This is a genomic window from Herbiconiux gentiana, assembly GCF_024978135.1.
In the GTDB taxonomy this organism is placed as follows: Bacteria; Actinomycetota; Actinomycetes; order Actinomycetales; family Microbacteriaceae; genus Herbiconiux; species Herbiconiux gentiana.
In genome coordinates this window covers 1-24,021 of sequence record NZ_JANTEZ010000006.1, presented here as the reverse complement: position 1 = coordinate 24,021, position 24,021 = coordinate 1, and the positions used below count along the sequence as shown (strand labels likewise).

Here is a 24,021-nt window from a genome sequence, read left to right as displayed (position 1 = left end):
GCGGCGAAACAGAACGTACGCCGAAGTTGCAGTTTGCGCACCGTTTTCGAATCGGGCCCGCCGGCGTCAGGGGCGGCCCGGCACGGCGACGCCCGTCTCGTAGGCGAAGACCACGGCCTGGATGCGGTCGCGGAGCCCGAGCTTCTGCAGGATCTTCGAGACGTGGGTCTTGACCGTGGCCTCGCCGAGGTAGAGCTCGCGGGCGATCTCGGCGTTGGAACGGCCGGCGGCGAGCAGCTCGAGCACCTCGCGCTCGCGGTCGGTGAGGGCGGCCAGTTCGGGGGCCGCCAGCTCGGGTGCCGGGGTGAGAGCGGCGGATGCTCGGCCCGCGTCACCCGCAGCGGGCACCTCGGCTCTGCGCTCGGTGAAGCTCTCGATGACCCGCCGCGTGACGTCGGGAGAGAGCAGCGCGTCGCCGCGCGCCACGACCTGCACCGCCTCGACGAGGCTCTCGGGCGAGGAGTTCTTCAGCACGAAGCCGCTCGCTCCTGCCTCGAGGGCGGCGAAGAGGTAGTCGTCGCGGTCGAAGGTGGTGAGCACCAGGATGCCCGCCGTACTGCCCTGCCGGAGCAGCCGACGGGTGGCCTCCAGGCCGTCGAGCTCGGGCATCTGCACGTCCATGCAGATGACGTCGGGGGCGAGCTCGCGGCCGAGCTCGACCGCCTCGCGGCCGTTGCGCGCTTCGCCGACGACCTCGATCCCGTCCTCCGACTCGAGGATGATGCGGAGACCGACCCGCACCAGATCTTGATCGTCGGCGAGCAGCACGCGGATGGGTGCGGTCACGAGGCCTCCTCGGTGGCGGCGGGGTCGGTGGCGGCGGCGGTGGAAGGCGCGGCGGTGGACGCGGGTGCGCGGGCGGCGGCGGTGTCGGGCATCGGGGTGGGTGCGCTGGTCGCGAGGGGCAGCCGGGCGCGAACGCGGTAGCCGCCGCGGGGCTTGGGGCCGAGTTCGAGTTCGCCGCCGGCGGCCGCGACGCGCTCGCGCATGCCGATCTGGCCGAGGTGCGCGCCGCCGGAGTCGGGGCCGCGGGCCGGGTCGGCGGCGCCCGCGCCCGCGCCGGTGTCGCTCACCTCGAGCTCGATCGCGTCGGCCAGGAAGCGCAGCCGCACGTCGGCCGTCGCGCGCGGGCCGGCGTGCTTGCGCACGTTGGTCAGCGACTCCTGCGCCAGACGGTAGACGGTGAGGCCGATGGCGGGCGGCACGGGGCGCTCGGCTCCGACGGTGGAGAAGGAGACGGGCAACCCGGCCGCGCGGGCCTCGTCGACGAGCTCGCCCAGCTGGGCGATGCCGCGGGTGGAGGCGGTGGTCGAGGGGTCGTCGCCGCGCTCGCGGAGGGCCCCGAGCATCCGCTGCAGTTCGTCGACCGCTTCACGGCCGTTCTCTTCGATGACCGAGAGCGCCTGCACGACCCGCGGGTCGACCGGTTCGCCGCCGGAGCCCCGCTCGAGCACCCGCCGGGCGGCACCGGCCGAGAGCCCCATCACCGAGACGTGGTGGGCCACGACGTCGTGCAGCTCCCGGGCGATGCGCGAGCGCTCGAGCTCGACCGCCTGCCGGCTGCTCACCTCGCGTTCCCGCTCGAGTTCGAGGGTGCGCTGCTCGAGTGCCTCGCGCTGCCGCGCCGAGGCCCAGGCGGCGTTGCCGAACACGTACGCTCCGCCGAAGTAGAGCAGGTTCGTGATGACCTGGATGAGCCCGATCGCCGCGAGCTGGGAGAGCGCGCCGTCGCGTGAGATGTCGGGCGTGGTGTCGGGGTTGAGCGCCTGGAAGATCAGGATGCCCACCAGCCAGAGCAGCATGCCCACGCTGATCAGGATGCGCAGAGCCGTCGCCAGCGTGCGGTTGCGACCCCACGCGCCCACCGTGTAGAGCGCGATGAAGAGGCAGATGTTGTTGAACAGCTGCTCCCAGACGCCCGAGTACTGCCCCACGACGAAGGTGACGGCGACCACCAGCGCCACGGCCTCGGGCCAGCGGCGGCGGAAGGCCAGCGACCCCGCGACGAGCACCGCGAAGATCGCACCTCCCCACCAGGGAGCGTGCTCTCGCCCGGTCACCGCGCTGGAGAACAGAAGCCAGCTGAGGAAGGTGGCCACGGCCAGTGCGCCGGCCGCGACGGCGTCACGCCGGTACCCCGCCGGGCCGGGGCGCGGCCGCTGCCAGTCGTCGGGGTCTGAGCTCATGCCTCCACGCTAGCGATCAGGGCCGGGCGGCCCATCCGTCGCGCGGGGGAGGGGGAGAAGTCGGGGCGATCTGCGAACAGTGGAGGAGCGGTGGTCAGTGCGGAGCGAGCGGGAACCACGACGGCACCAGCCGCCGGTAGCTGCGCAGGAAGGCCTCCGGGTCGCGCGGCTCGGGCTGCTCGAGCCACGCCGCGATCGCCCCCACGCTGCCGTTGGCGACGAACGGCCCGACCATGGTGGCGAGCAGCGGGTCGGCCGCTTCGTCCTCGGTGCTCGGGAAGAGCGCGTGCTGGGCCAGCAGCTGACGGCTCGACTCCTCGAAGTGCGCCGCGAGCATGGGGCGCAGGCTGGTCTCGCCGCTGTGCCCGCCCTGCTCGTCGGCGAGCAGACCGCGCTCGTAGATCGTGGCGTGCGACTCGATGTTCTCCAGCACGGCGAGCGTCACCGCGGTCACGGCCTCCGCCGCCACCGCCCGGGGCACGGATGCCAGATGCCGGTCGCGCAGGGCGTCGAGCTCCTCGCGCAGCACGCTCTCGAGGAGCGCCAGCGGGGAGGCGGCGTGGGCGTAGAACGTCGAGCGGTTGACCCCGGCCGCCGACGCGATCTCCGAGGCCGTGACCTCGTCGATCGGGCGCTCCGAGGCCAGGCGCAGCACCGCCTCGGCGAGCTTGGCGCGACTGCGTCGGTGACGTGCATCCATGGATCCTCCGGAGGAAGCCTAAGGGAATACAATTATCCGACAAACGTTGGATATAACAACGCACACGGACAACGAAACAGGAAGAAGAGAACCATGGCTGCATACGACGTCGCCGGACGATCCGCGATCGTGACGGGAGCCGGCTCGGGCATCGGGCGCGCGGTCGCGCTCGAACTGGCGAAGAACGGAGCGGCCGTGCTGGTCAGCGACGTGCGTGAGGAGCCGGCCCAGAAGGTCGTCGACGAGATCCGCGCCGCGGGCGGCACCGCCGAGGTGCTGGTCGGCGACGTCAGCGACCCCGAGTTCGCCGAGGCGAGCGTCGTGGCCGCCGAGAAGCTCGCGCCGCTCGGCATCGCGGTGAACAACGCGGGCATCGGCGGCGAGGCCGCCACCATCGGCGACTACTCCCTCGACAGCTGGCGCAAGGTCGTCGAGATCAACCTCAACGCGATCTTCTACGGCCTCAAGGCGCAGCTGCCGGCCATGGCGAAGAACGGCGGCGGTGCCATCGTCAACATGGCGTCGGTGCTCGGCTCGGTGGGCATCCCGATGTCGTCGGCCTACGTCACCGCGAAGCACGGACTCGTCGGCCTGACCAAGAACGCCGCCCTCGAGTACGGCGCCCAGAAGGTGCGCGTCAACGCGGTCGGCCCCGGCTTCATCCACACCCCGCTGGTCGACGCCAACCTGTCGGCCGAGGCGCAGGAGGCGCTCGCCGCGAAGCACGCCCTGGGCCGGCTGGGCACGCCCGAGGAGGTGGCTTCTCTCGTCGCCTTCCTCTCCAGCGACGCCGCTTCGTTCATCTCGGGCAGCTACCACCTCGTCGACGGCGGCTACGCGGCCCAGTAAGGGCCTGGTCCGGTCGCCCCGGCACGAGATGCGCCGGGGCGACCCGCCAGACCGTCGCGGAGCGCGTAGCCTTCGGGTACCGGGCCGTCCGTGGCTCGCGATGGAGGTAACGATCATGGCCGAGAAGACCCAGCGCAAAGAGACGGCCAAGACGGCCGCTCGCTCGCTCAAGGAGAAGCGCGCCGACAAGAAGGCCAAGGGCGACAAGGCCGACCACTCGGCTGACGCGGTGTCGAACACCAAGAAGAAGTAGCTCCCACCGAGCGACCAGCCGAGCGGATGCGCGGCTGCTGCTAGTGCAGCACCAGCCGCGTTCCGTTCAGCTCGGCCGCGGGCGCGTTCCACAGGGCGACGACCGCCTCGGCGAGGGTGCTGACGTCGGTCGCCCCGGCGAAGGACTTGTCGGGCGATTCGGCGCGCATCCGGTCGTCGACCAGGGAGCGCACGGCGAAGGTGACCGCCGCCGCATTCGGGGCGTCTTTCGAGAAGCCCTGGGCGACCGAGCGCAGCCACGACTCGGAGGCGGCCTTGGCCGCGGTGTAGTCCGCGCCGGAGGCGGTGGGCGCGTCGACCGAGACCGACGAGACGAAGGCGGCGCGGCCGGCCGGCGACGCCACGAGCGCCGGATAGAACGCGCGCAGCACGGCGCGGAGCGTGCGGAACGAGCGCTCCACCGCCGCCCAGCCCTCGTCGCTCTGCCCGATGATGCCTTTGCCGCCGACCCAGCCGCCCACGAGGTGGACGACGCCGTCGACGGGAGCGCCGAGACGTTCGCTCAACGCCGTGACGGCGGCCGGGTCGCTCAGGTCGGCGACCTCGATGCGGATGCCCGGCACACGCTCGGCGACCGCCGCGACCCTCGCGGGGTTCGACCCGACCGCGACCACCTCGGCCCCCGCCTCGACGAGGGCCGCGCACACGGCGACGCCCGACTCGCTGCTCGCTCCGGTCACCACGACGCGTCGCCCCGCGACCCCGGGCCCCGCGATCCCGGGCCCCGCCACTGTCTCGCTCATGCCCACATCCTCCCGCACCCCTGCCCCGTCCCGCTGCGCCCCTCCTCCCGCCATGAGAGGGAGGGGCGTGCGGCCTCAGCCGCGGGCCGTGATGCCCGCCGTCGAGGAGATGACGTCGCGCATCTTCTTCTCGAGGGCCTCGTAGAACATCGACAGCGGGAACTCGTCGTCGAGCACGGCGTCGGTGAGCCCGCGCGGCGGCCCCGAGAGCACCTCGTCGGAGAGCCCGCGAGCCCAGACCGAGGCCGGGTTCGGCGTCACCGTCGCGGTGATCAGCTCGTAGGCGGCCAGCCAGTGGGCCGTTTTCGGGCGGTCGATCGAGCGCCAGTAGAGCTCGTCGATCGCGTCGCCGAGTGCGGTGACGGCGTCGGCGACCTCGGGCCAGTCGATGGTGAGGCGGGTGTCGGTCCAGTGCAGCACACCGCGCTGGTGCAGCCAGGCGAACAGCAGCTGCCCGCCGAGCCCGTCGTAGTTGCGAACGCGAGAGCCCGTGATCGCGAAGCGGAAGATGCGGTCGAACAGCACCGCGTACTGCACCAGCTTCGCGTGCTCGAGGAGGGTGGCGTCGCCGTCCGACAGTGCCGAGCCGTCCGACAGTGACGACGACGACGCCGACAGCCGCCGCTCGATCTTCACGGCCTCCCGGAACGCGGTCAGGTCGCACCGCAGTTCCTCCAGCGAGTACAGGAAGAAGGGCATCCGCTGCTTGATCATGAACGGGTCGAACGGCAGGTCGCCGCGCATGTGCGTGCGGTCGTGGATGAGGTCCCACATCACGAAGGTGCGCTCCGTGAGCTCCTGGTCCTCCAGCAGGCGTGCCGCGTCGGCGGGCAGCTCGAGCCGGGTGATCTCGGCCGCGGCCCGCACCACGCGGCGGAACCGTGCGGCTTCACGGTCGGCGAAGATGCCGCCCCAGGTGTAGGCCGGGATGCTCGACGTGGCCACCGACTCCGGGAAGAGCACGGCCGAGTTGGTGTCGTACCCCGCCGTGAAGTCGAGGAAGCGGATGGGCAGGAACAGCGCGTTCGAGTACTCCCCGGCCTCGAGCTCGGCGATGAACGACGGCCAGAGCACCTCGATCAGCACCGCCTCGACGTGCCGGTCGGTGCTGCCGTTCTGCGTGTACATCGGGAAGACCACCAGGTGGCGCACCCCGTCGGCCCGGTGCGACGCGGGCGCGAAGGCGACGAGCGAGGCGAGGAAGTCGGGCACGCCGAAGTCGGAGGCGACCCAGCGGGCGAAGTCGTCCTGCACGGCGTCGAGGTAGGCGGCGTCGTGCGGGAACCGCGGCGCGAGCGAGGCGACGGCCTCGACGATGGTCGAGACGAGGTCGCGGGCGGCGGCGTGGTCGACCGGGTCGGGAACCGACCCGTCCTTGACCTGCAGCGGCTGCAGTGCGGCGACGGCCGACTTGAGGTCGAGCCAGGCGGGCAGCGAAGCGACGTCTTCGACGACCTCGGGTTCTCCGATGATGGACTCGGCAGTGCGGTGGTCGGCGCTGACGGCTGAGACGGGGCGTGCGGACATGGTGGAACCTCCAATCGGTCGTTCCCCCGAGCCTAGGCGCAGGGCATCCGCTCTTCTTTGACCGCGGCGGTGATTAGCTGCGCCAGAGCCGCGGATGCGCGCAAGGAACCCGCGACGGCCCCAAATGCCGCACTCAGGAACGCCGCGCCGCCCCGGGTACCATGAGACCCGATGGAGAAGCACCAGGCCGCGCCCCCGGCGAGACACCGCGCCGCGACCGAGCGACCCGACCACTTCCTCCCGCACATCCAGGGCCTGCGCGCCATCGCCGTGCTGCTCGTGGTGGTCTACCACTTCTGGCCCGGTCGTCTCACCGGCGGCTACATCGGCGTCGACGTGTTCTTCGTGATCTCGGGCTTCCTGATCACGCAGCAGCTCGCCCGCCAGCTCGAGCGCACCGACCGCATCGCGCTGCCGTCGTTCTACGCCAAGCGGGCCCGTCGCCTCCTTCCGGCCGCCATCACGGTGCTCGTCTTCGCGAGCCTCGCGACGCTGTTCATCATGCCGCTGTCGAGTCTGACCGAGAACGTGCGCGAGATCCTCGCGTCGACGTTCTATGTGGAGAACTGGGTACTGGCCCTCAACTCTGTGGATTATCTCGCGGCGGCCAACGAGGCCAGCCTCGTGCAGCACTACTGGTCGCTCTCGCTCGAGGAGCAGTTCTACCTGTTCTGGCCCGTACTGATGCTCGGCGCCTCGGTGTTCGCGGTGCGGGTCCTGAAGCGCCGCAAGTGGGTCGGGCTGATCGCCGTGCTCGCGATCGTGGGGCTCGGCAGCTTCGCGCTCTCGGTCGTCGTCACGGCCACCGACCCGGCCGCGGCCTACTTCGTCACGTACACCCGGGTGTGGGAGTTCGCGGTGGGCGGCGCCCTCGCCCTGCTGCCGAGACTGCGGCCGACGCGGGCGTGGCAGTCGAACATCCTGGGCTGGGGCGGCATCGCCGTGGTGCTCGGCTGCGGCTACTTCTTCACGGCCGCGACGCCGTTCCCGGGCTACATGGCCGCGCTGCCGGTGCTCGGCACCGCGGCGATCATCGTGGCGCACCACCGCGAGAAGCCGTGGGACGCCGGCCGTGTGCTCAGCTGGCGCCCCGTCAGCTTCATCGGCGACATCTCCTACTCGCTCTACCTCTGGCACTGGCCGCTGATCGTGATCGCCCCGTACATCCCGGGCTGGGGCCTCAGCATCTACAACCGCATCGCGCTGTTCCTGTTCTGCTTCGTGCTCGCCTGGCTGACGAAGCGGTTCATCGAGGACCCGGCGCGCGACTGGCGCTTCTTCACCACCCGGCGCCCGCGCACCACGCTGATCGCCGTCGTGGCGGCCATGGCGGTGTCGACGCTCTTCGTCACGGGCGCCTGGGCCGTGCAGCAGCCCAAATACGACGCCGAGGCCACGCAGCTCGCCCAGACGCTGGCCGATCCGCCGCAGTGCTTCGGTGCCGCATCCGGGCCCACGGATGGGCTCGCCCCGATCGACCCGTGCGTCAACCCTGAGCTCGACGGCCTGATCATCCCGAGCCCCGGCTTCGGCAACGCCGACCGGCCCGAGCACCCCGACTGCCTCTCGACCCTGAACGACGCCACGGTGCGCGACTGCCAGTTCGGCAGCGACGACGCCGACGCGCCGCAGATCGCGCTGATCGGCGACAGCCACGCCTACGCGCTGATGGACCCGTTCATCCAGATGGCCGAGACGAACGGCTGGCACCTCACCACGTACCTGAAGGGCGGATGCCCGTGGACGACGACCCCGCTCGCCGCCCGTGACGCCTTCGCCGTCTCGTGCGACTCCTGGCGCTCCTCGCTCAGCGCGGCACTGACCTCGCACGAGCCCTTCGACGCCGTGTTCACGGCGGCACTCACCGATCGCACGGTCTCCGGCGCCTCCGACGACGGGACCGCGGCGGTCGGCGGCTACGTCGAGGCGTGGACCCCCGTGCTCGACGCAGGCACCCCGATCGTCACCGTGGTCGACAACCCCGCGTGGGAGGACGACCCGAACAAGTGCCTGCGCACCGAGGACGCCTCGCTCTGCACGGTTCCCCGGGAGGACGGTCTCGCGAGCTTCGACCCGATCGCCTCGGCCGCATCCACCGCCGTCGCCGCCGGCCAGGACGTGACGCTGCTCGACTTCAGCGACACCTACTGCACCGCCGACGAGTGCCCCGCCGTCGTGGGCGGCGCGAACGTCTACCGCGACGTCGACCATCTCACCCGCACCTTCGCGTTCACGCTCGAGCCGTTCATCGCGTCGGCGATGTCCGACGCGATCGCGCGCTGAGACCTCGAGACGCAGAGGCGATGGGCGTGCTGGGGGTGCTGACCGGGTTCGGCATCATCGGGTTCGTCATCGCGGTGGGCTACGGGGTGCAGCGGCTGGGCATCCTGCCACCGGATGCTCGGCTCGTGCTCAACCGGATCGCCTTCTTCGTGGCGACCCCCGCTCTGCTGTTCACCGTGCTGTCGCGGTCGCATCCGTCGACGGTGTTCTCGGCGCCGCTGCTCGTGACGGCGATCAGCGTCGCCGTGGCGGCCTCGGTGTACCTGCTCGCGTCGCGCATCTGGTTCCGGCAGCCGGTCGCCGAGACGGCCGTGGGCATGGCGTCGTCGGGGTACGTCAATGCGAACAACATCGGGCTGCCGGTGGCGATCTACGTGCTCGGCAGTGCGCAGCTCGTGGCGCCGCTGCTGCTCCTGCAGCTGATCGTGCTGGCGCCGTTGACGCTGACCGTGCTCGACATCGCGACGCGGGGGAAGGCGTCGGTGGGGTCGATCCTGTCGCAGCCGGTGCGGAACCCGATGATCATCGCGTCGCTCGTGGGGCTGCTGCTCGCGCTGTTCGGGGTCGAGGTGCCGGCGCCGGTGCTGGCGCCGTTCGAGCTGATCGGCGGGGCGGCGGTGCCGCTCGTGCTGATCGCGTTCGGCATGTCCCTGGTGGGGCAGAAGCCGCTCGCGCCCGGGTCGGGACGGGCGGCGATCATCGTGGCCAGCGCGGTGAAGCTCGTGATCATGCCGCTGACGGCATATCTTCTGGCGCGGTTCGCATTCCACCTGCCGGCGCATCAGGTGTTCGAGGTCGTGGCGCTCGCGTCGCTGCCGACGGCGCAGAACATCTACAACTTCGCGGCGCGGTATCAGCGGGGGGTCGTGATGGCGCGCGACACGGTGCTCGTGACGACGATCGGCTCGGTGCCGCTGCTCGTGGCGGTGGCGGCGCTGCTGGCCTGAGGTGGCCTCCCCGGGCGTCAGTCGTCGAGCCGGGTGAGGCGGGTGCGGGCTCGGGTGGCCAGGCGGTCGGCGGCCTCGGCGGATCGCACCGCGGCGGCCCGCTCCTTGCGCAGGCGCGCGGCGGTCACGTTGGTCTCGGTGAGTTCGCCCTGCACCTCGTCGAGGCGCTCGCGCAGCGCCTGCTGCTCCTCGGCGAGCTCCTCGTGCCGCGCGCGGTTCTCCCGGATGCGCAGCTCCGTCGTCGCGAGCTCCGCCCGGGCGTCCTCGGCGTCCTGCCGCGCCTCTTCCGCCTCGCGCTTCGCGGTGGCCAGCGCCCGCTCGGCGCGCTCGGCGGCCGCCCGCTCGCGGGCCTCCTCGCGTGAGACCTGCGGTTGCCCGGCGGCGGAGTCCTTCTTCGCCGGAGGCCGCCGTGCCGCCGTCGAGCCCGTGGTCGTGGCCGCCGGCGAGGCGGAGGACGCCGTCGTGTTCGACGCCACCGCCGGCACCGGCCCCGCCGACGCCACCGCCACCGCGCCGTCGAGCTCGACCGGATCCACCCCCGTGCTCGAGAACGTCCGCACGAGCAGCCCGCTCCGCACCGCCGCCGCCGCGGCCCGGTCGACCACCGCCGCCTGCAGGGTCTGCTGCACCTCGACGGCGGCGGCTTCCGACACCGCCACCCCGAGCTCGTCGCCGAGCGCCCGCGCCGCCGACGCCGCCGTCGCGAGCAGCTGCTGCCGCTCGCGGCCGAGCTGCCGCACGGCGTCGCGGTCGCCCGAGGTCTGGGCATCGCGCATCCGCTCGCCCAGGTCGAGCAGCGGCTCGACGTCGGAGGCCCGGTGCCGCACCAGCGTGTTCACGGCCCAGGCCGCGACCGAGGGCTTCGCCAGAGAACGGATGCGCGTCGCCAGCTCGGCGTCGCCCCCCGCCTTGGCCTCCGCGGCTCGGGCGTTGCGCGCCGCGATGAACCCCGAGGGGGCCTCACCGTACAGCTGCCCCGCCGCCTGCTCGAGCGGATCCACCCGACCTCCCGCCGTCGAACCTGCCCCGAGCCTACGGTGAGGGCCCGGGCGGGGCCACGATGGAGGCATGCCCACCCGACTGCTGCTGCTCGCCGACACCCACCTGCCCACGCGGGCCAAGGCGCTGCCCGACGAGGTCTGGCGGGCGGTCGACGAGGCCGACGTGGTGTTCCACGCGGGGGACTGGGTCGACGAGGCCACGCTCGACGCGCTCGAGGCCCGGGCCGCGCGGGTGGTCGGCGTCTGGGGCAACAACGACGGCGCGGGGCTGCGGGCGCGGCTGCCCGAGATCGCGCGGGTGGAGTTCGAGGGGGTGCGGTTCGCGATGATCCACGAGACGGGGTCGCGCGAGCGGCGCGAGCAGCGGATGGAGCAGGCCTTCCCCGACACCGACGTGCTGGTGTTCGGGCACAGCCACATCCCGTGGGACAGCACGGCGCCCGGCGGGCTGCGCCTGCTCAACCCCGGGTCGCCGACCGATCGGCGGCGCCAGCCCGTGTGCACGATGATGACCGCGGTCGTCGACGACGAGGCGCTGCGCGACGTCGAGCTCGTGCCGGTGGGGCGATCGTGATAGCAACAGAGTATGAGTGACGACGACGACGCGATCCCCGGTGACGGGCGCGACGAGAGCGAGAACGAGCGCCTCGACCGCAACTGGAACGAGATGCTTCAGGAGCTGCGGGTCATCCAGACCGGCACGCAGATCCTCACCGGCTTCCTGCTCGCCGCCGCGTTCCAGTCGCGCTTCGACGACCTCGACGACTACCAGCGCACCGTGTACCTCTGCCTCGTCGTCGCCTCGATCCTGACGACGGTCTTCGGGCTCGCCCCCGTGAGCCTGCACCGGGCTCTGTTCCGGATGCGCGCGAAGGACCGGGTCGTGCACCTGACCGACCGCATCCTGGAGTTCACGATGATCGGCGTCGCCGTCACGCTCGCGGGCACGGCGCTGCTGATCTTCGACTTCGTGCTCGGGCGCGCGGCGGGCCTCGTCGCGGGCGCGGTGGTGCTCGCGGCCGTGCTGGCCCTCTGGGTGGTGGTGCCGCGCGTCGCCCGCCGTCGCCGCCACCTCGACCTCCGCGCCTGACCCGACGCGCCCGGCGGCGGGCTACGTCAGCGCCAGGCCCGTGACGATCTGCTCGACCACGGTGGCCGGGCCCGCCGAGACGACGACCGCGATGCCGGCCTCGTCGGCGCCCAGCGGTTCGAGGGTCGCGAGCTGCGAGCCGAGTAGGGTTGCCGGCATGAAGTGATCCCGGCGGGCGCGCAGGCGGTCGCCGATCAGCTCGGCCGGTCCGACGAGCTGCACGAACACCGCGGCCGGGGTCTCCTCGCGCAGCACGTCGCGGTAGCCGCGGCGCAGGGCCGAGCACGCGACCACGACGCCGGCGGGCTCGCCCGAGGCGCCCGCGGTGCCGGCCGCGTCCGCTCGCTGCACGCTCGAGGCGGCGGCCGCCCCGACCGTGCGCAGCCACGGCCAGCGGTCGTCGTCGGTGAGCGGGATGCCCGCCGCCATCTTCTCGACGTTCGCCGCCGGGTGCAGGTCGTCGGCGTCGACGAAGGCCCAGCCGAGCCGGTCGGCGAGCAGCACGCCGATCGTCGACTTGCCCGATCCCGAGACCCCGGTGGTGAAGACGACCCGATTGCGCATGCCCCAAGTCCACCATGTCCGGGCGGGCCCGCCTACGTCAGCTGCTCCCGCAGGAAGGCCACCACGCGCTCGCGGGCCACGAGAGTCGGATGACCCGGCACCTCGCGCACCTCGCCTGTCAGCACCGAGTGCGCCGACGCGGAGAAGCCGCCCGCATTGCCGGGCGCGGAATCGAGCTCGATCACCTCGAAGCGGTCGCCGAGCGCGGCGCTCAGGGTGTCGAAGCGGGCACGGGGAGCGTTGCGGTCTTCGGAGAAGCGCAGGCCGAGGGCGCAGAACGGGGTCTCGCGCGAGCGCTCGACCACGCGGTCGAGCTCGGCGCGCGACATCGACGGGTCGGCCTGCCGTGCCCGCCCGACGGGGAACGGCGCCGCGGGCTGGCTCACGACCGAGGCGAGCACGCTGTCATCCACCGCGGTGGCCAGGGCGAAGCCGCCGGTGAAGCACATGCCGATCACACCGACCCCTTTTCCCGGAGTGCGGCTGGCGAGGTCGGCGGCGACCGCGCGCAGGTAGGCCGTGACCGGTCGCTTCGCGTCGATCGCGAAGGCGCGGAACTCGGCGCTGACGCAGATGCGCGCGACGGTGCTCAGCACGTAGCCGGGCGAGGATGCGCGTTCCGGCACCCCGAACGGCGACGGCACCACCACGGTGAACCCCTCGTCGACGAGGTGCTGGGCGAGGCCGAGCACCTGGGGCGTCAGGCCGGGGAGCTCGGGGATGAGCACCACGCCCGGGCCCGAGCCCTTCTCGTAGCAGTCGTGGGTGACGCCGGCGGCCGTGACGGGGCTGCGCGCCCAGCCGTCGAGGGTCGCGGTGGGGGCGGAGGCGGCAGTGGAGGCCATGGGGCCAGTCTGCACCCGCGTTGGACGCGGCCGGTGGGGGCGGTGGCTGTGGCGGTGGCTGCGGCGTCGGCGTTGGCGTCGGCGGTGGCGGGCTCAGGCCAGGCGGCGAACGATGTGCTCCCACGAGTCCGCGATCCGCGGCAGCATCACCGTGAGGTCCTCGTCGGGAAGCCAGACCACCGAGTCAAGGATCGCGAGGAGGTCGAACGCGAGAGCGGGGGCGTCGCCCTCGACCCCGGCCTGCGCCAGCAGGCCCCGGATGTGCGCCGCGGCGAGATGCCTCGCCGGCACCGCGTAGCGCTCGGCAGCCGGGCGCTCGGCGGCGCGCAGCAGCGGGATCTGCCCCGCGGCCGTCCTGAGGCGCTCCCGCCCGAACGCGACGAGCCGCTCGATCGGCGGCGCCCCGGGCCCGAGTGGCGGGGGCCCGCTCAGGAAGCCCGCCTGGAAGCTGCGCTCGGAGTCGTCCACGAGCGCCTGGAACAGCCCCGCGCGCGACCCGAAGCGGCGGAAGATCGTGCCCTTGCCCACGCCGCAGGCGGCGGCCAGCCCGTCCATCGTGAGCGACTCGATGCCGTCGCCCTCGATCAGGCGACGGGCGGTCGTGAGCAGCAGCTCGCGGTTGCGGGCCGCGTCCGACCGCTCGGGGGGCCGGAGGCCGACGGTGGGTGTCAGGGGACCGGGCGGCGCGCCGATCGGATCCATGCCCGGACTGTAGCACGGAGCATCCGGGAATAAACGGACCGGAGTCCGGTTGCACTCCTTGTCCGCGGGCCTCCGCCCGCCCCATCTCACCTCAGGAGACATCATGACCCAGAAGTCCGTCCTCGTGCTCGTCGGCAGCCTTCGCGCCGCCTCCACCAACCGCCAGCTGGCCGAAGCGGCGGTCGACCTCGCTCCCGAGGGCATCGCGCTGACCATCTCCGACGCCCAGCGCGAGCTGCCCCTCTACAACGAGGACATCGACGTCGAGGGCCAGCTGCCCGCCTCGGTCGTCGCCTTCCGCGAGGCCATCGACGCGGTCGACGCTGTGCTCGTCGTGACCCCCGAGCACAACGGCACCGTTCCCGCGAACCTGAAGAATGCGATCGACTGGGCGTCGCGCCCCTACGGCACCGCGGCGATCGTCGGCAAGCCGGTCGCCGTGATCGGCACCGCCTTCGGCCAGTACGGCGGGGTCTGGGCCCAGGACGAGGCCCGCAAGGCATTCGGCATCGCCGGCGCGAAGGTCGTCGAGCCCACGCTCTCAGTGCCGAACTCGGTCGTGCGCTTCGCCGAGACCCACCCGAAGGACGACGCCGAGATCGTCGCCCAGCTGGAGGAGTTCATCAACGCCTTCGCCGCCTCGCTCGACGCGGTCGACTCCGAGGAGCAGGCCGCCTAGAGCCGCCCGCGTCGGTTCGCTCGGATCGCGCCGCGCTCGCGCGAGAGCGCAGGCCGCGCATCCGGAGACCACGAAGGGCCCCCACCGCGAGGTAGGGGCCCTTCGTCGTAGCGCCAGGCTGATCGGCTGATCGCCGACCGGCAGGCCGCGACCGACCGGCTACTCGCCGACCGGCTGCTCGCCCGCCTGCTGCCTGGCGACGGCCTCGGCGTAGTCCTTCTTCACGGCCTCCATGTCGAGCGCGCGCACCTGGGCGATCACGTCGTCGAGCACCTGCCCGGGCAGCGCGCCGGGCTGGGCGAAGATCGGGATGCCGTCGCGGTAGCCGACGAGCGTCGGGATCGAGGTGATGCCGTAGCTCGCGGCCAGCTGCTGCTGGTCTTCCGTGTCGACCTTCGCGAAGGTGATGTCGCTGTTCGCGTCGGACGCCTTCTCGAAGACGGGCGCGAACTGCTTGCAGGGGCCGCACCAGTCGGCCCAGAAGTCGATCAGGACGATGCCGTCGGCGACCGTCTCGTCGTGGTTGTCAATGGTCAGGGTCTTCGTGGACATGCTCCAGTCAACACCCGTGGTGCCGAAAAGCTTCCGGATGCGCGGGCCGCCGCCGAGCATCCGGAACCCCGCACCGGCCGAGCGGGAGCGGCGGACGCCTCAGCTGACGTGCACCTCGGGCCGGTGGCGCCGGTCGTGCTCGGCCCGGCGCAGCACCTCGCGGGTCACCGGGGCGACCTCGCCCGTGCCCGTGACGAGGTACTTGAACATGTTGGAGATGGGGCTGCCCTCGGTCCACTCGAAGTAGATGCCGGGCACCACGCCGGTGAGATCGCGGATCTCGAGCAGCACCGTGGCGATCGTGTTCGGGATGTTGCCGCTCGTGACGCGTAGCACCCGGTAGCCGTGCACGGCCTCGCCGCGCACCAGCAGGTCCTCCTCGAAGTCGGAGGAGTCGGAGGGGTAGACCTCGAGGAAGATGACGGGCGAGCGCATCGGGATGCCGCTGTCGCGCCGCTCCTCGCTGATCTTCTGGCGGTACTCCTCGGCCGAGCCGTCGTCGGGCTCGTTCGCGATGATGCGGATCGAGTCGTAGTCGTCTGCGTCGGTGAGCACGAAGTCGAGGGCCATCGCGTCGAGCGTGACCGAGGTGGCCCGCAGCTGGAACGAGCGGTGCACCCGGGAGACGATCGAGACGATGATGATGCCGAGGATGAACAGCGCGGCGATGCGCACGCCGTCGGGCCGCTCGATGACGTTCGCGACGGTGGTGTAGAGGAAGACCACCGCGATCACCCCGAAGCCGATGGCCGCGGCCCGCTGCTTCTTGCGCGCGGCCGACAGGGTCACCGCCACCGAGGCCGAGGTGATGAGCACCAGCACACCGGTGGCGTAGGCGCCGGCCTGCGCGTCGACGTCGGCCTGGAAGACGAGGGTGATGACGACGGCGATGGCCGCGAACACCAGCACCAGGGGGCGCACGGCGGCCGCCCAGTGCGGCGCCATGCCGTAGCGCGGCAGGTAGCGCGGCACGAGGTTGAGCAGGCCGGCGAGGGCCGACGCCCCGGCGAACCAGAGGATCGCGATCGTGGCGATGTCGTAGGCCGTGCCGAACCCGTCGCCGAGGAATCGGTGCGCGAGATACGCCAGCGCGCGCCCGTTGGCGGGGCCGCCCGACTCGAAGTCCTTCTGCGGGATGAGCAGCGTCGTGACGATGGACGAGGTGATGAGGAACGCCGACATGGTGATGGCCGCCGTCGTGAGCAGCCGCTTCGCACCGCGGATGCGCGCGACCGGCTTCTGGGGCGTGTCACCCGGGGCGCCGTCGATCTGCGGCATCACGGCCACACCGGTCTCGAAGCCCGAGAGCCCGAGTGCGAGCTTCGGGAACGCGATCAGCGCGATGCCCACCATGACGAGCGGGTTGCCGTGCTGGGCGGTGAGCGCCGTCCACCAGTCGCCGATGACCACCGTGTTCTCGGCGACGTGCACCAGCGACACCACGATCACCACGGCGTTCAGCAGCAGGAATGCGGCCACCAGCACCACGGCGATGTTGATGGCCTCCTTGAACCCGCGGAGGAACACCACGCCGAGCGCCAGCACGAGCACGAGGGTGAGCAGCACCTCGTTGCCCTCGAACCACGACGGGGCGAACGGGTTCTCGATCGCGTGCGCCGACGCGTCGGCCGCCGAGAGCGTGATGGTGATCATGAAGTCGGTGGCGGCGAAGCCGAGCAGCACCAGCACCACGAGCTTGCCGCCCCACCAGGGCAGCAGTTTCTCGAGCATGGCGATCGAGCCCTCGCCCTTGAAGCTCTCGCGGGCCACCCGCCGGTAGACGGGCAGGGCGCCGAGCAGCGTCACCAGCACCAGCACGATCGTGGCGATCGGGCTGAGCAGCCCGGCCGCGAGCGCCGCGATGGCGGGCTGGTAGCCGAGCGTCGAGAAATAGTCGACGCCGGTGAGGCACATCACGCGCCACCACGAGTGCGTCTTCTCGGGCTTCGAGGCCCCGGGGCCCGGATGCCGGCCGGCAGTGTCCTGCAGGCCGTCGGTCAGCCACCGCCGCAGACGGCTCTGGGGCGGCGGTGCATCGGGCCACGGCTCGCCGGGCACCATCGGCGACCCGGCGCCGACCGTGGGTGAACTCATGCGCTCACTCTATGACTCGCGGAAGGCCCGCTGTCGCTAGCATCCAGTGCATTTATGAGGTACCCTCAGACATTCTCGAGGTTCTGTCAGAAAGGCACGACGATGGCCGTATCGACCCGCACCGCACCCACCCGATCGGTCAGAGCGGCCGCCTGGGCGGTCGTCGCCGCGATCGCGCTGGCCGTTCCTCTGGTGCCGACTTCCGCACAGGCGGCCGAGGAGAAGACGGTCAGGGTTAGTCTCACGTCGGCGGGGGCGGTGGCTGATCGCGAATCGCGGGACGCGACGGTGTCGGCCGACGGTCGCTTCGTCGCATTCTCCTCCCGGGCGACCAACCTCGGCGGCCCGACTGACGAGACGTCGCAGATCTACGTGCGCGACGTCGTGACGAGGCAACTGCGCCTCGTGAGCGCCGAGCGCGACGGTGCCGCTCCGGCGAACTCCGATGCCGATGCGCCGTCGATCTCGGCCGACGGCCGCTTCGTCGCCTATTCCTCCTCGGCCACGAACCTGGAGCCGACCTCGAGCGCCGCGACCAGGCAGGTCTTCGTGCGAGACCTGGCACCGGGCGGTGCGACACGGCTGGTGTCGATCAACTCCTCGCACCTGAACGGCGGCGTCAACGATTCGACGCACCCGAGCATCTCGGCAGACGGGACGAAGGTGGCCTTCCAGTCCACCTCCTTCGACCTCATCGACGGGATGGGGATGGTCGGGAGTCAGATCTACGTCGCCGACCTGACGATCTCTCCAGCCCAGATCGACCTGGTGTCCAAGCGCGACCAGGTCTCGCCGGCGGTACCCGGGAACGCCGACTCGGTCGCCGCGGCGATCTCGGCGAACGGCTCGGCTGTGGCGTTCCAATCACTGGCCTCCGACCTGACCGCGGATGTGCCGATCGAGGGTACGTCGCAGGTGTTCGTGGGGTACGCCAGCGGGCGCACCCGTCTCGCCAGCACCGCGGCCGACGCGCCGGTCGGCGGAGGCGGCTCGTCGTTCGACCCCGACATCTCCGCCGACGGTGCGGTCGTGGTCTACGCCTCGCTGGCTGCGAACCTCGTCAGCGGGTCGATTACGACGTCGAGCAAGAACCAGGTCTACTCGCGCACGATGAGCGCCCCCGGTTCCGAGCTGGTCAGCGTGGCGAACGCCGGAGGGCCCGGCAACGGCGATTCCTCCTGGCCCGACGTCAGCGCCGACGGCACGCGGGTGGCCTTCTCGTCCGACGCCACGAACCTCGCAGCGGTCGACAACCGCGGATTCCGGCAGGTGTTCCTCCGGACTCGTCCGGCGGCTACCACCACGATCGTCAGCGCGACCGCGGCCGACCCGGCGCGCGGAGGAGCGGCGGGGGCCGACCGCCCCCACCTCTCGGCCAACGGATCCTTAACCGCCTTCCAGTCGTCGTCGCAAGACCTGACGAGCGAGGTGGGTGGCCATCTGTCGATCTACCTCCGGGGAGGGTCGGCGGCGACGCCCACGTCGATCGAGAGGATCGGCGGGGCGGACCGGTTCGTCGTGTCGGCGGCGGTCTCGGCCAAGACGTTCCCCGTCGGAGTGCCCGTCGCCTACGTCGCCTCGGGCGAAGGGTTCTCCGACGCTCTGTCGGGCTCGGCCGCTGCGGGATATCAGGACGGTCCGGTGCTGCTGGTGCGCAAGGACGCGGTGCCGGAGGCGGTGAGGGCCGAACTCGATCGCCTCGACCCGGCGCGGATCGTCGTGCTGGGCGGAGTGAATGCCGTGAGCGATCAGGTGAAGGCGGCTCTCAAGTCACTCGCTCCCACCGTCACCCGCATCGGTGGCGCGGATCGCTTCGTCGTCTCTGCCGCGATCTCGACCGCCGTGTTCCCGATCGGGGCCCCGGTCGCGTTCGTCGCGTCGGGGTCGACCTTCCCCGACGCCCTCGCAGGATCGGCTGCTGCGGGGAAACTGGGCGGCCCGGTGCTTCTGGTCACGAAGGATGCGATCCCTGGCCCGGTGAAGGCCGAGCTCGAGCGACTGCGGCCCGGTGCCATCGTCGTGCTGGGTGGCCGGGCCTCGATCGGTGACGCCGTAGCCGACGCCCTCGACAAGGTCGCTCCGGTGTCGCGCCAGGCCGGCCAGGACCGCTTCGAGACCGCGGCGCAGGTGTCGGCGGCCAACCACCCGCTCGGGAGTGACACGGTGTACGTCGCGTCTGGGGAGACCTTCCCCGACGCGCTGTCAGGCTCGGCGGCCGCCGTCACGGTGGGCGCTCCGGTGCTGCTCGTCACTCGCACCGGGGTCCCGGCTCCGGTCGCGACCGAGCTCGACCGCCTGCAGCCTCGGCACATCATCGTGCTGGGCGGGGCGAACGCCGTGCCCGAGGCAGTGCTGCAGCAATTGAAGAGCCACCTGGCGGGCTAGGTCCGTCGAAGGGCGGCGTCAGCCGAAGATCATGGGGCGGTCGTCGTCGTCGGTCGCGAGCTCTGAGGAGAGGTCGAGGTCGAGGTCGACCACGACGGGCACGTGGTCGGAGGGGGCGTCGCCCTTCCGCTCGTTGCGGTCGATGCGGGCATCCGTCACCAGGTCGGCGAACGGCTGCGAGCCCATCACGAAGTCGATGCGCATGCCCTCGTTGCGCGGGAATCGGAGCTGCTTGTAGTCCCAGTAGGTGTAGCCGGTGGGCACCAGGGGGCGCACGACGTCGGTGAGGCCGATGCGCTCGAACTCGGCGAAGGCGGCGCGCTCGGGGGCCGAGACGTGGGTGGACTCCGCGAAGACACCGATGTCCCAGACGTCGGTGTCGAGGGGGGCGATGTTCCAGTCGCCCATGAGGGCGAGGGGCTGCGTGGGGTGCGCGTCCATCCAGGCCGCGGTCTGGGCGGCGAGCTCCTTCAGCCAGACCAGCTTGTACTCGTAGTGCGGGTCGCCGAGGGCGCGGCCGTTGGGCACGTAGAGGCTCCACAGCCGCACGCCGTCGACGGTCACGCCGAGGGCGCGGGCCTCGAGCGGCAGCGAGCCGTCGTCGAGCGCCTTGCCGAAGCCGGGCATGCCCGTGAAGGTGTTCGCGACGTCCTCCATCGGCAGCCGGCTGGCGAAGGCGACGCCGTTCCACTGGTTCAGGCCGTGCAGCACCACGTCGTAGCCCGCCTCCTGGAAGGCCTCGAACGGGAACTGCGACTCCTTGCACTTGATCTCCTGCATGGCGAGCACGTCGATGTCCTCGCGCACCAGCCAGTCGACGACACGGCCCACTCGGGCCCGGATGGAGTTCACGTTCCAGGTGGCAACACGCATGCCTCCACGCTACCGCCCGGCGCTCACTAGGCTGACGGCATGGCGGCCCGGGGCGACGACGACGGCACCCGCCCCCGCCCCGACCGCGACGACGCCCGCCCCGGGGGCACGCGCCGCGACCGCCCCCGCCCCGACCGCGACGCCCAGGCCGAGATCGCCGCCACCCTCCGCGCCCGCCTCGAGCAGCGCTTCGAACTCCCCCTGGAACGCGTCACCACCGTCACCCAGCAGACCCTCGCCCTCTTCCCCACCCGGGTCTGGCGCCGCTTCCTCGCCGGCAACGGCTTCCTGCTCTCCTCGGGCATGAGCTACCAGGCCCTGTTCGCGGTGTTCGCTGCGGTCTACCTGATCTTCGCGATCGCGGGACTCTGGCTGACGCAGTCGCCCCAGACGATGGATGCGCTCGTCATCCTGATCAACACCTACGTGCCCCGACTGATCGGCGACAAGGGCATCATCTCCCCGGCCGACCTCTCGACCATCGCGAACTCGAGCACGTCGCTCCTCACCATCACGGGTGTCGTCGCGGTGCCCGTGCTGATCTGGACGGCCATCGGCTGGATCACCTACTCCCGCATCGCCGTCCGCACCATCTTCGGCATGCCCCGCGACACCCGCTCCTACCTGCTGCTCAAGGCGCGCGACTTCGTGGTCTCGCTCGTGATCGGCGCGGTGCTGTTCGCGGCGGCCCTGCTCAGCGTCGTGAGCACCTCGGCGCTCGACTGGTTCACCTCGTTCCTCGGCATGGGCTTCCGCGACTGGTCGCGTCCGCTCGTCATCGCCGTCAGCCTGCTGGTCGTCTACCTCATCGACGCGGCGGCCCTCGGCGTGCTCTTCCGCTTCCTGGCCGACGCGCGGCTGACACTGCGACGGATGCTCGGCGGCACCCTCCTCGGCGGGGCCGCCCTGCTCGGCCTGCAGCTGCTCGGCAGCACGCTGCTCGGCGGGGCGAGCCGCAACCCGCTGCTGTCGACCTTCGTGGTGTTCATCGCCCTGCTGCTCTGGTTCCGGCTGACCAGTGTGGTCACGCTCGTGTCGGCCGCCTGGATCGCCGTCTCGACCGAGGACCACGGCGGCTCGCTCTACGAGCCGACCGCCGCCGAGCGCGCGGCGCTCGAGCACGAGGCGCTGCTGATCGCGGCGGAGGTGCGGCTGCGCGACGCCCAGCGCGAGCTCGACGAGGCGGGCTGGTGGCGTGGGCCGGCCGCGCGCTGGCGGCGGGACGCCGCGCTCGAGGAGCTCCGCTCGCTCGAGGCGGTGCGCCTGGAGGCTGTTCCCTCGACGCCGGGCCGTGTCCGGGCCCAGGATTAGGGCATGACCTCCCCGACTCCCATCGCCGTCACCGGCGCGACCGGCGCCGTCGGCGCCCGGGTCGCGCAGCAGCTGCACGACGCGGGCGTACCGCTGCGCCTCGTGGTGCGCGACGCCTCGCGAGCCCCGCGCTGGGAGGGCGGGGCGGCGGTCGAGGTCGTCGAGGCGAGCTACGGCGACTCCGCGGCGGTGCGGCGTGCGCTCGAAGGGATCGAGCTGGCCTTCATGGTCTCGGCCGCCGAGAGCGCCGACCGGGTCGCCGAGCACGCCGCGTTCATCGAGTCGGCACGGGCATCCGGGGTCGGCCACCTCGTCTATACCTCGTTCTTCGGGGCGGCCCCCGACGCGGTGTTCACCCTGGGGCGCGACCACTACGCCACCGAGCAGCTGCTTCGCGCGTCGGGCCTCGGGTTCACCGCGCTGCGCGACAACTTCTACGCGGACTTCCTGCCGATGCTGGCGGGGGAGGACGGGGTCATCCGCGGGCCGGCGCGGGACGGCCGCGTCGCCGCGGTGGCGCGGGCCGACGTGGCCGACGCGGCGGTGGCGGTGCTGCGCGAGCTGCACGCCGCGGCCGCGGGCGCGAGCGGCGGTGGCGCGGGCGCGGGCACGATCTCGCCGCACGTCGGAGCGGTGTACGAGCTCACCGGGCCCGAGGCACTGACCCTCGCCGAGGTGGCGGGCATCGTCTCGGAGCTCGGCGGACGCGGGCCCGTCGTCTTCCACGACGAGACGATCGACGAGGCCTACGCCTCCCGCGCCTCGTACGGGGCGCCCCCGTGGCAGCTCGACGCCTGGGTGAGCACCTACACCGCGATCGCGACGGGCGAGCTCGCGCGGGTCACGCCCGACGTCGAGCGGCTCACGGGCCACCCGCCGCGATCCCTCCGCGACCTGCTGGCCGCGGCCGCCGGGCCCGCTCGGTAGGCTGGGCGGGTGACCGACGCGCGCAGCAGACTCATCGAGTACATCAAGGCCGATGCCGTGTTCCACGGCGACTTCACGCTCACGAGCGGCAAGAAGGCGAGCTACTACGTCGACCTCCGTAAGGTGTCGCTCGACCACCGGGTCGCCCCGCTGATCGGGCAGGTGATGCTCGACCTCATCGCGCCGATCCACGACGTGGCCGCGGTGGGCGGGCTCACGATGGGCGCCGACCCGATCGCCTCGGCCGTGCTGCACCAGGGCGCCGCGCGCGGCCTCGAGTACGACGCCTTCGTCGTGCGCAAGGAGCCGAAGGACCACGGCCGCGGCCGTCAGGTCGAGGGCCCCGACGTCGCCGGCAAGCGCGTGATCGTGCTGGAGGACACCTCGACCACCGGAGGCTCCCCGCTCGCCGCCATCGCCGCACTCGAGAAGGCCGGCGCGATCATCGCGGGGGTCGCCGTGGTGGTCGACCGCGCCACCGGCGCCGGAGAGCGCATCGAAGAGGCCGGCTACCCCTACCACTACGCGATCGGCCTGAGCGACCTCGGTCTGGAGTAGCCCGTGGCGCCGACGAGCCGCCGCACCGTGCGCCTGACGGTGGTGGGGGCGGTGCTGCTCGCGGTGGTCGTGGTCGCGGCGCTCTTCGTCGTGGGGCTGCGGGTCGGCCAGAGCGGCGCGGCCGGCGAGACCTCGGCTCAGGATGCTCGATCCACCCCCTTCGTCACCCCGTCGCCGTCCCCCACCCCGTCCTCGTCGCCCACCCCCGCGGCCCCGGCCCTCCCGCCCGCACCCACCGCGCTGGCGGCACCCGGGGAGCACCCGTACAGCGCCCTCTTCGGCGGTGAGTGCCTCGGCGCGTTCGACTCGCCCTGGGCCGAGACGTTCTCCGTCGTCGACTGTGCCGCCGCGCATCCGTCCCAGCTCACGACGCGGGCGCTGTTCCCCGAGCCGGCCGGCGCGCCCTACCCCGGCGAGGCGGCCCTGGCCTCGCGGATGAACCTGCTCTGCACCGCGCCCACCGCCGTGAACGCGGTGGCGGCGCCCGACGTGGCCGACCTGCGGTGGCAGGCGTCGTTCCCCGCGACGACCGAGGCCTGGGACGCCGGCGACCGCGTCTACCAGTGCTTCTTCACCACGGCATCGGGCGCCCCGCTCACCGGTTCGCTGGCACCCTGACCCGCATCGCGGGCGACAAAACCACCCCCTGAGGATCGCTCACCGCGGGTAGGCTGGCCGCATGCGCACGCTCACCCGGTTCCGGATGCTCGCCGCCCTGCTGCTCGCCGCCGCCCCCGCCCTGGCCACCACACCCGCCCTGGCGGCCGCCCCCGCCCTGGCCGCCACACCCGCCCTGGCGGCCGCCCCCGCCCTGGCCGCCACACCCGCCCTGGCGGCCACCCCCGCGCTCGCGGCCGAGCCCGCCTTGGCGGCCACCCCCGCGCTCGCGGCCGAGCCCGCGCTCGCGGCCGAGCCCGCCCTCGCGGCCGAGA

General features: G+C 72.2%; 25 protein-coding genes. 13 read left to right on the top strand and 12 right to left on the bottom strand.

The features are described 5' to 3' along the window. Positions 1-66: 66 nt before the first annotated feature. The 3 genes from NVV95_RS14645 to NVV95_RS14635 form a co-directional block, all read right to left on the bottom strand. Complete coding sequence (locus NVV95_RS14645) at positions 67-786, bottom strand: response regulator (RefSeq protein WP_259487299.1); 720 nt, start codon at positions 784-786, stop codon at positions 67-69. Beyond that, positions 783-2,186, bottom strand: a complete 1,404-nt coding sequence (locus NVV95_RS14640; RefSeq protein WP_259487298.1) for a sensor histidine kinase — start codon at positions 2,184-2,186, stop codon at positions 783-785. Before NVV95_RS14640 ends, NVV95_RS14645 begins: the two co-directional genes overlap by 4 nt. 94 nt (positions 2,187-2,280) lie before the next feature. After that, positions 2,281-2,886 carry a TetR/AcrR family transcriptional regulator gene (locus NVV95_RS14635; RefSeq protein ID WP_259487297.1) on the bottom strand — a complete coding sequence of 202 codons (606 nt, stop codon included), beginning with the start codon at positions 2,884-2,886 and terminating at the stop codon, positions 2,281-2,283. A 93-nt stretch (positions 2,887-2,979) separates the two neighbouring features. Here NVV95_RS14635 and NVV95_RS14630 point away from each other — a divergent pair, with 93 nt between their 5' ends. Both NVV95_RS14630 and NVV95_RS14625 read left to right on the top strand, forming a co-directional pair. Beyond that, a complete protein-coding gene (locus NVV95_RS14630; protein WP_259487296.1) occupies positions 2,980-3,735 on the top strand; it encodes an SDR family NAD(P)-dependent oxidoreductase in 756 nt (251 codons plus the stop codon). Positions 3,736-3,850: 115 nt separating this feature from the next. Continuing rightward, positions 3,851-3,988 carry a hypothetical protein gene (locus NVV95_RS14625; protein ID WP_259487295.1) on the top strand — a complete coding sequence of 46 codons (138 nt, stop codon included), beginning with the start codon at positions 3,851-3,853 and terminating at the stop codon, positions 3,986-3,988. Between the two features lie 40 nt (positions 3,989-4,028). Here the strand turns inward: NVV95_RS14625 and NVV95_RS14620 are convergent, their stop codons facing one another. Both NVV95_RS14620 and NVV95_RS14615 read right to left on the bottom strand, forming a co-directional pair. Beyond that, a complete protein-coding gene (locus NVV95_RS14620) occupies positions 4,029-4,751 on the bottom strand; it encodes an SDR family NAD(P)-dependent oxidoreductase (protein ID WP_259487294.1) in 723 nt (240 codons plus the stop codon). A 75-nt stretch (positions 4,752-4,826) separates the two neighbouring features. Beyond that, positions 4,827-6,278 (bottom strand): DUF6421 family protein, encoded by a 1,452-nt coding sequence (locus NVV95_RS14615; RefSeq protein ID WP_259487293.1) that lies wholly within the window; start codon positions 6,276-6,278, stop codon positions 4,827-4,829. 171 nt (positions 6,279-6,449) lie between these two features. On the opposite strand from NVV95_RS14615, the gene NVV95_RS14610 reads away from it, so the two are divergent. Together NVV95_RS14610 and NVV95_RS14605 are read left to right on the top strand one after the other, a co-directional pair. Further along, complete coding sequence (locus NVV95_RS14610) at positions 6,450-8,561, top strand: acyltransferase family protein (protein ID WP_259487292.1); 2,112 nt, start codon at positions 6,450-6,452, stop codon at positions 8,559-8,561. Positions 8,562-8,587: 26 nt separating this feature from the next. Further along, on the top strand, positions 8,588-9,508 hold the full coding sequence (locus NVV95_RS14605) for an AEC family transporter (RefSeq protein ID WP_375163844.1): 921 nt from the start codon (positions 8,588-8,590) through the stop codon (positions 9,506-9,508). Positions 9,509-9,525: 17 nt separating this feature from the next. On the opposite strand, the gene NVV95_RS14600 is transcribed toward NVV95_RS14605, so the two are convergent. After that, positions 9,526-10,509, bottom strand: coding sequence for a hypothetical protein (locus NVV95_RS14600; RefSeq protein ID WP_259487290.1), 984 nt, complete (start codon positions 10,507-10,509; stop codon positions 9,526-9,528). Between the two features lie 67 nt (positions 10,510-10,576). Between NVV95_RS14600 and NVV95_RS14595 the strand changes: the two genes are divergently transcribed. Next, positions 10,577-11,083, top strand: coding sequence for a metallophosphoesterase family protein (locus NVV95_RS14595; protein ID WP_259487289.1), 507 nt, complete (start codon positions 10,577-10,579; stop codon positions 11,081-11,083). 12 nt (positions 11,084-11,095) lie between these two features. Next, positions 11,096-11,599, top strand: coding sequence for a DUF6328 family protein (locus NVV95_RS14590; protein ID WP_259487288.1), 504 nt, complete (start codon positions 11,096-11,098; stop codon positions 11,597-11,599). Positions 11,600-11,620: 21 nt separating this feature from the next. Here NVV95_RS14590 and NVV95_RS14585 read toward each other — a convergent pair whose 3' ends face one another. The 3 genes from NVV95_RS14585 to NVV95_RS14575 all read right to left on the bottom strand — a co-directional run bounded on the left by NVV95_RS14585 (position 11,621) and on the right by NVV95_RS14575 (position 13,710). Continuing rightward, positions 11,621-12,163, bottom strand: coding sequence for a gluconokinase (locus NVV95_RS14585; protein WP_259487287.1), 543 nt, complete (start codon positions 12,161-12,163; stop codon positions 11,621-11,623). A gap of 32 nt (positions 12,164-12,195) precedes the next feature. Continuing rightward, a complete protein-coding gene (locus NVV95_RS14580) occupies positions 12,196-13,008 on the bottom strand; it encodes a dienelactone hydrolase family protein (protein WP_259487286.1) in 813 nt (270 codons plus the stop codon). A 93-nt stretch (positions 13,009-13,101) separates the two neighbouring features. Beyond that, positions 13,102-13,710, bottom strand: a complete 609-nt coding sequence (locus tag NVV95_RS14575; RefSeq protein WP_259487285.1) for a TetR/AcrR family transcriptional regulator — start codon at positions 13,708-13,710, stop codon at positions 13,102-13,104. Between the two features lie 103 nt (positions 13,711-13,813). Between NVV95_RS14575 and NVV95_RS14570 the strand changes: the two genes are divergently transcribed. Continuing rightward, on the top strand, positions 13,814-14,389 hold the full coding sequence (locus tag NVV95_RS14570) for an NADPH-dependent FMN reductase (protein ID WP_259487284.1): 576 nt from the start codon (positions 13,814-13,816) through the stop codon (positions 14,387-14,389). A 159-nt stretch (positions 14,390-14,548) separates the two neighbouring features. Here NVV95_RS14570 and trxA read toward each other — a convergent pair whose 3' ends face one another. Next, entirely contained in the window at positions 14,549-14,941 is a 393-nt protein-coding gene (gene trxA, locus NVV95_RS14565) for a thioredoxin (RefSeq protein ID WP_259487283.1), read from the bottom strand. A 99-nt stretch (positions 14,942-15,040) separates the two neighbouring features. Further along, positions 15,041-17,002: an APC family permease gene (locus tag NVV95_RS14560; RefSeq protein ID WP_259487469.1), complete on the bottom strand. Its 1,962-nt coding sequence runs from the start codon at positions 17,000-17,002 to the stop codon at positions 15,041-15,043. A 135-nt stretch (positions 17,003-17,137) separates the two neighbouring features. Here NVV95_RS14560 and NVV95_RS14555 point away from each other — a divergent pair, with 135 nt between their 5' ends. Next, on the top strand, positions 17,138-19,420 hold the full coding sequence (locus NVV95_RS14555; protein ID WP_259487282.1) for a cell wall-binding repeat-containing protein: 2,283 nt from the start codon (positions 17,138-17,140) through the stop codon (positions 19,418-19,420). Between the two features lie 18 nt (positions 19,421-19,438). On the opposite strand, the gene NVV95_RS14550 is transcribed toward NVV95_RS14555, so the two are convergent. Next, complete coding sequence (locus tag NVV95_RS14550; protein WP_259487281.1) at positions 19,439-20,293, bottom strand: exodeoxyribonuclease III; 855 nt, start codon at positions 20,291-20,293, stop codon at positions 19,439-19,441. A 39-nt stretch (positions 20,294-20,332) separates the two neighbouring features. Between NVV95_RS14550 and NVV95_RS14545 the strand changes: the two genes are divergently transcribed. The 5 genes from NVV95_RS14545 to NVV95_RS14525 all read left to right on the top strand — a co-directional run. Continuing rightward, positions 20,333-21,604 (top strand): YhjD/YihY/BrkB family envelope integrity protein, encoded by a 1,272-nt coding sequence (locus tag NVV95_RS14545; protein ID WP_259487280.1) that lies wholly within the window; start codon positions 20,333-20,335, stop codon positions 21,602-21,604. A 3-nt stretch (positions 21,605-21,607) separates the two neighbouring features. Next, entirely contained in the window at positions 21,608-22,531 is a 924-nt protein-coding gene (locus tag NVV95_RS14540; RefSeq protein WP_259487279.1) for an SDR family oxidoreductase, read from the top strand. A 9-nt stretch (positions 22,532-22,540) separates the two neighbouring features. Then, entirely contained in the window at positions 22,541-23,089 is a 549-nt protein-coding gene (pyrE, locus tag NVV95_RS14535) for an orotate phosphoribosyltransferase (protein ID WP_259487278.1), read from the top strand. Positions 23,090-23,092: 3 nt separating this feature from the next. After that, entirely contained in the window at positions 23,093-23,707 is a 615-nt protein-coding gene (locus tag NVV95_RS14530) for a septum formation family protein (protein ID WP_259487277.1), read from the top strand. A 61-nt stretch (positions 23,708-23,768) separates the two neighbouring features. Continuing rightward, positions 23,769-24,021 (top strand): hypothetical protein (locus NVV95_RS14525; protein WP_259487276.1); only part of this gene is annotated, 253 nt, incomplete at its 3' end.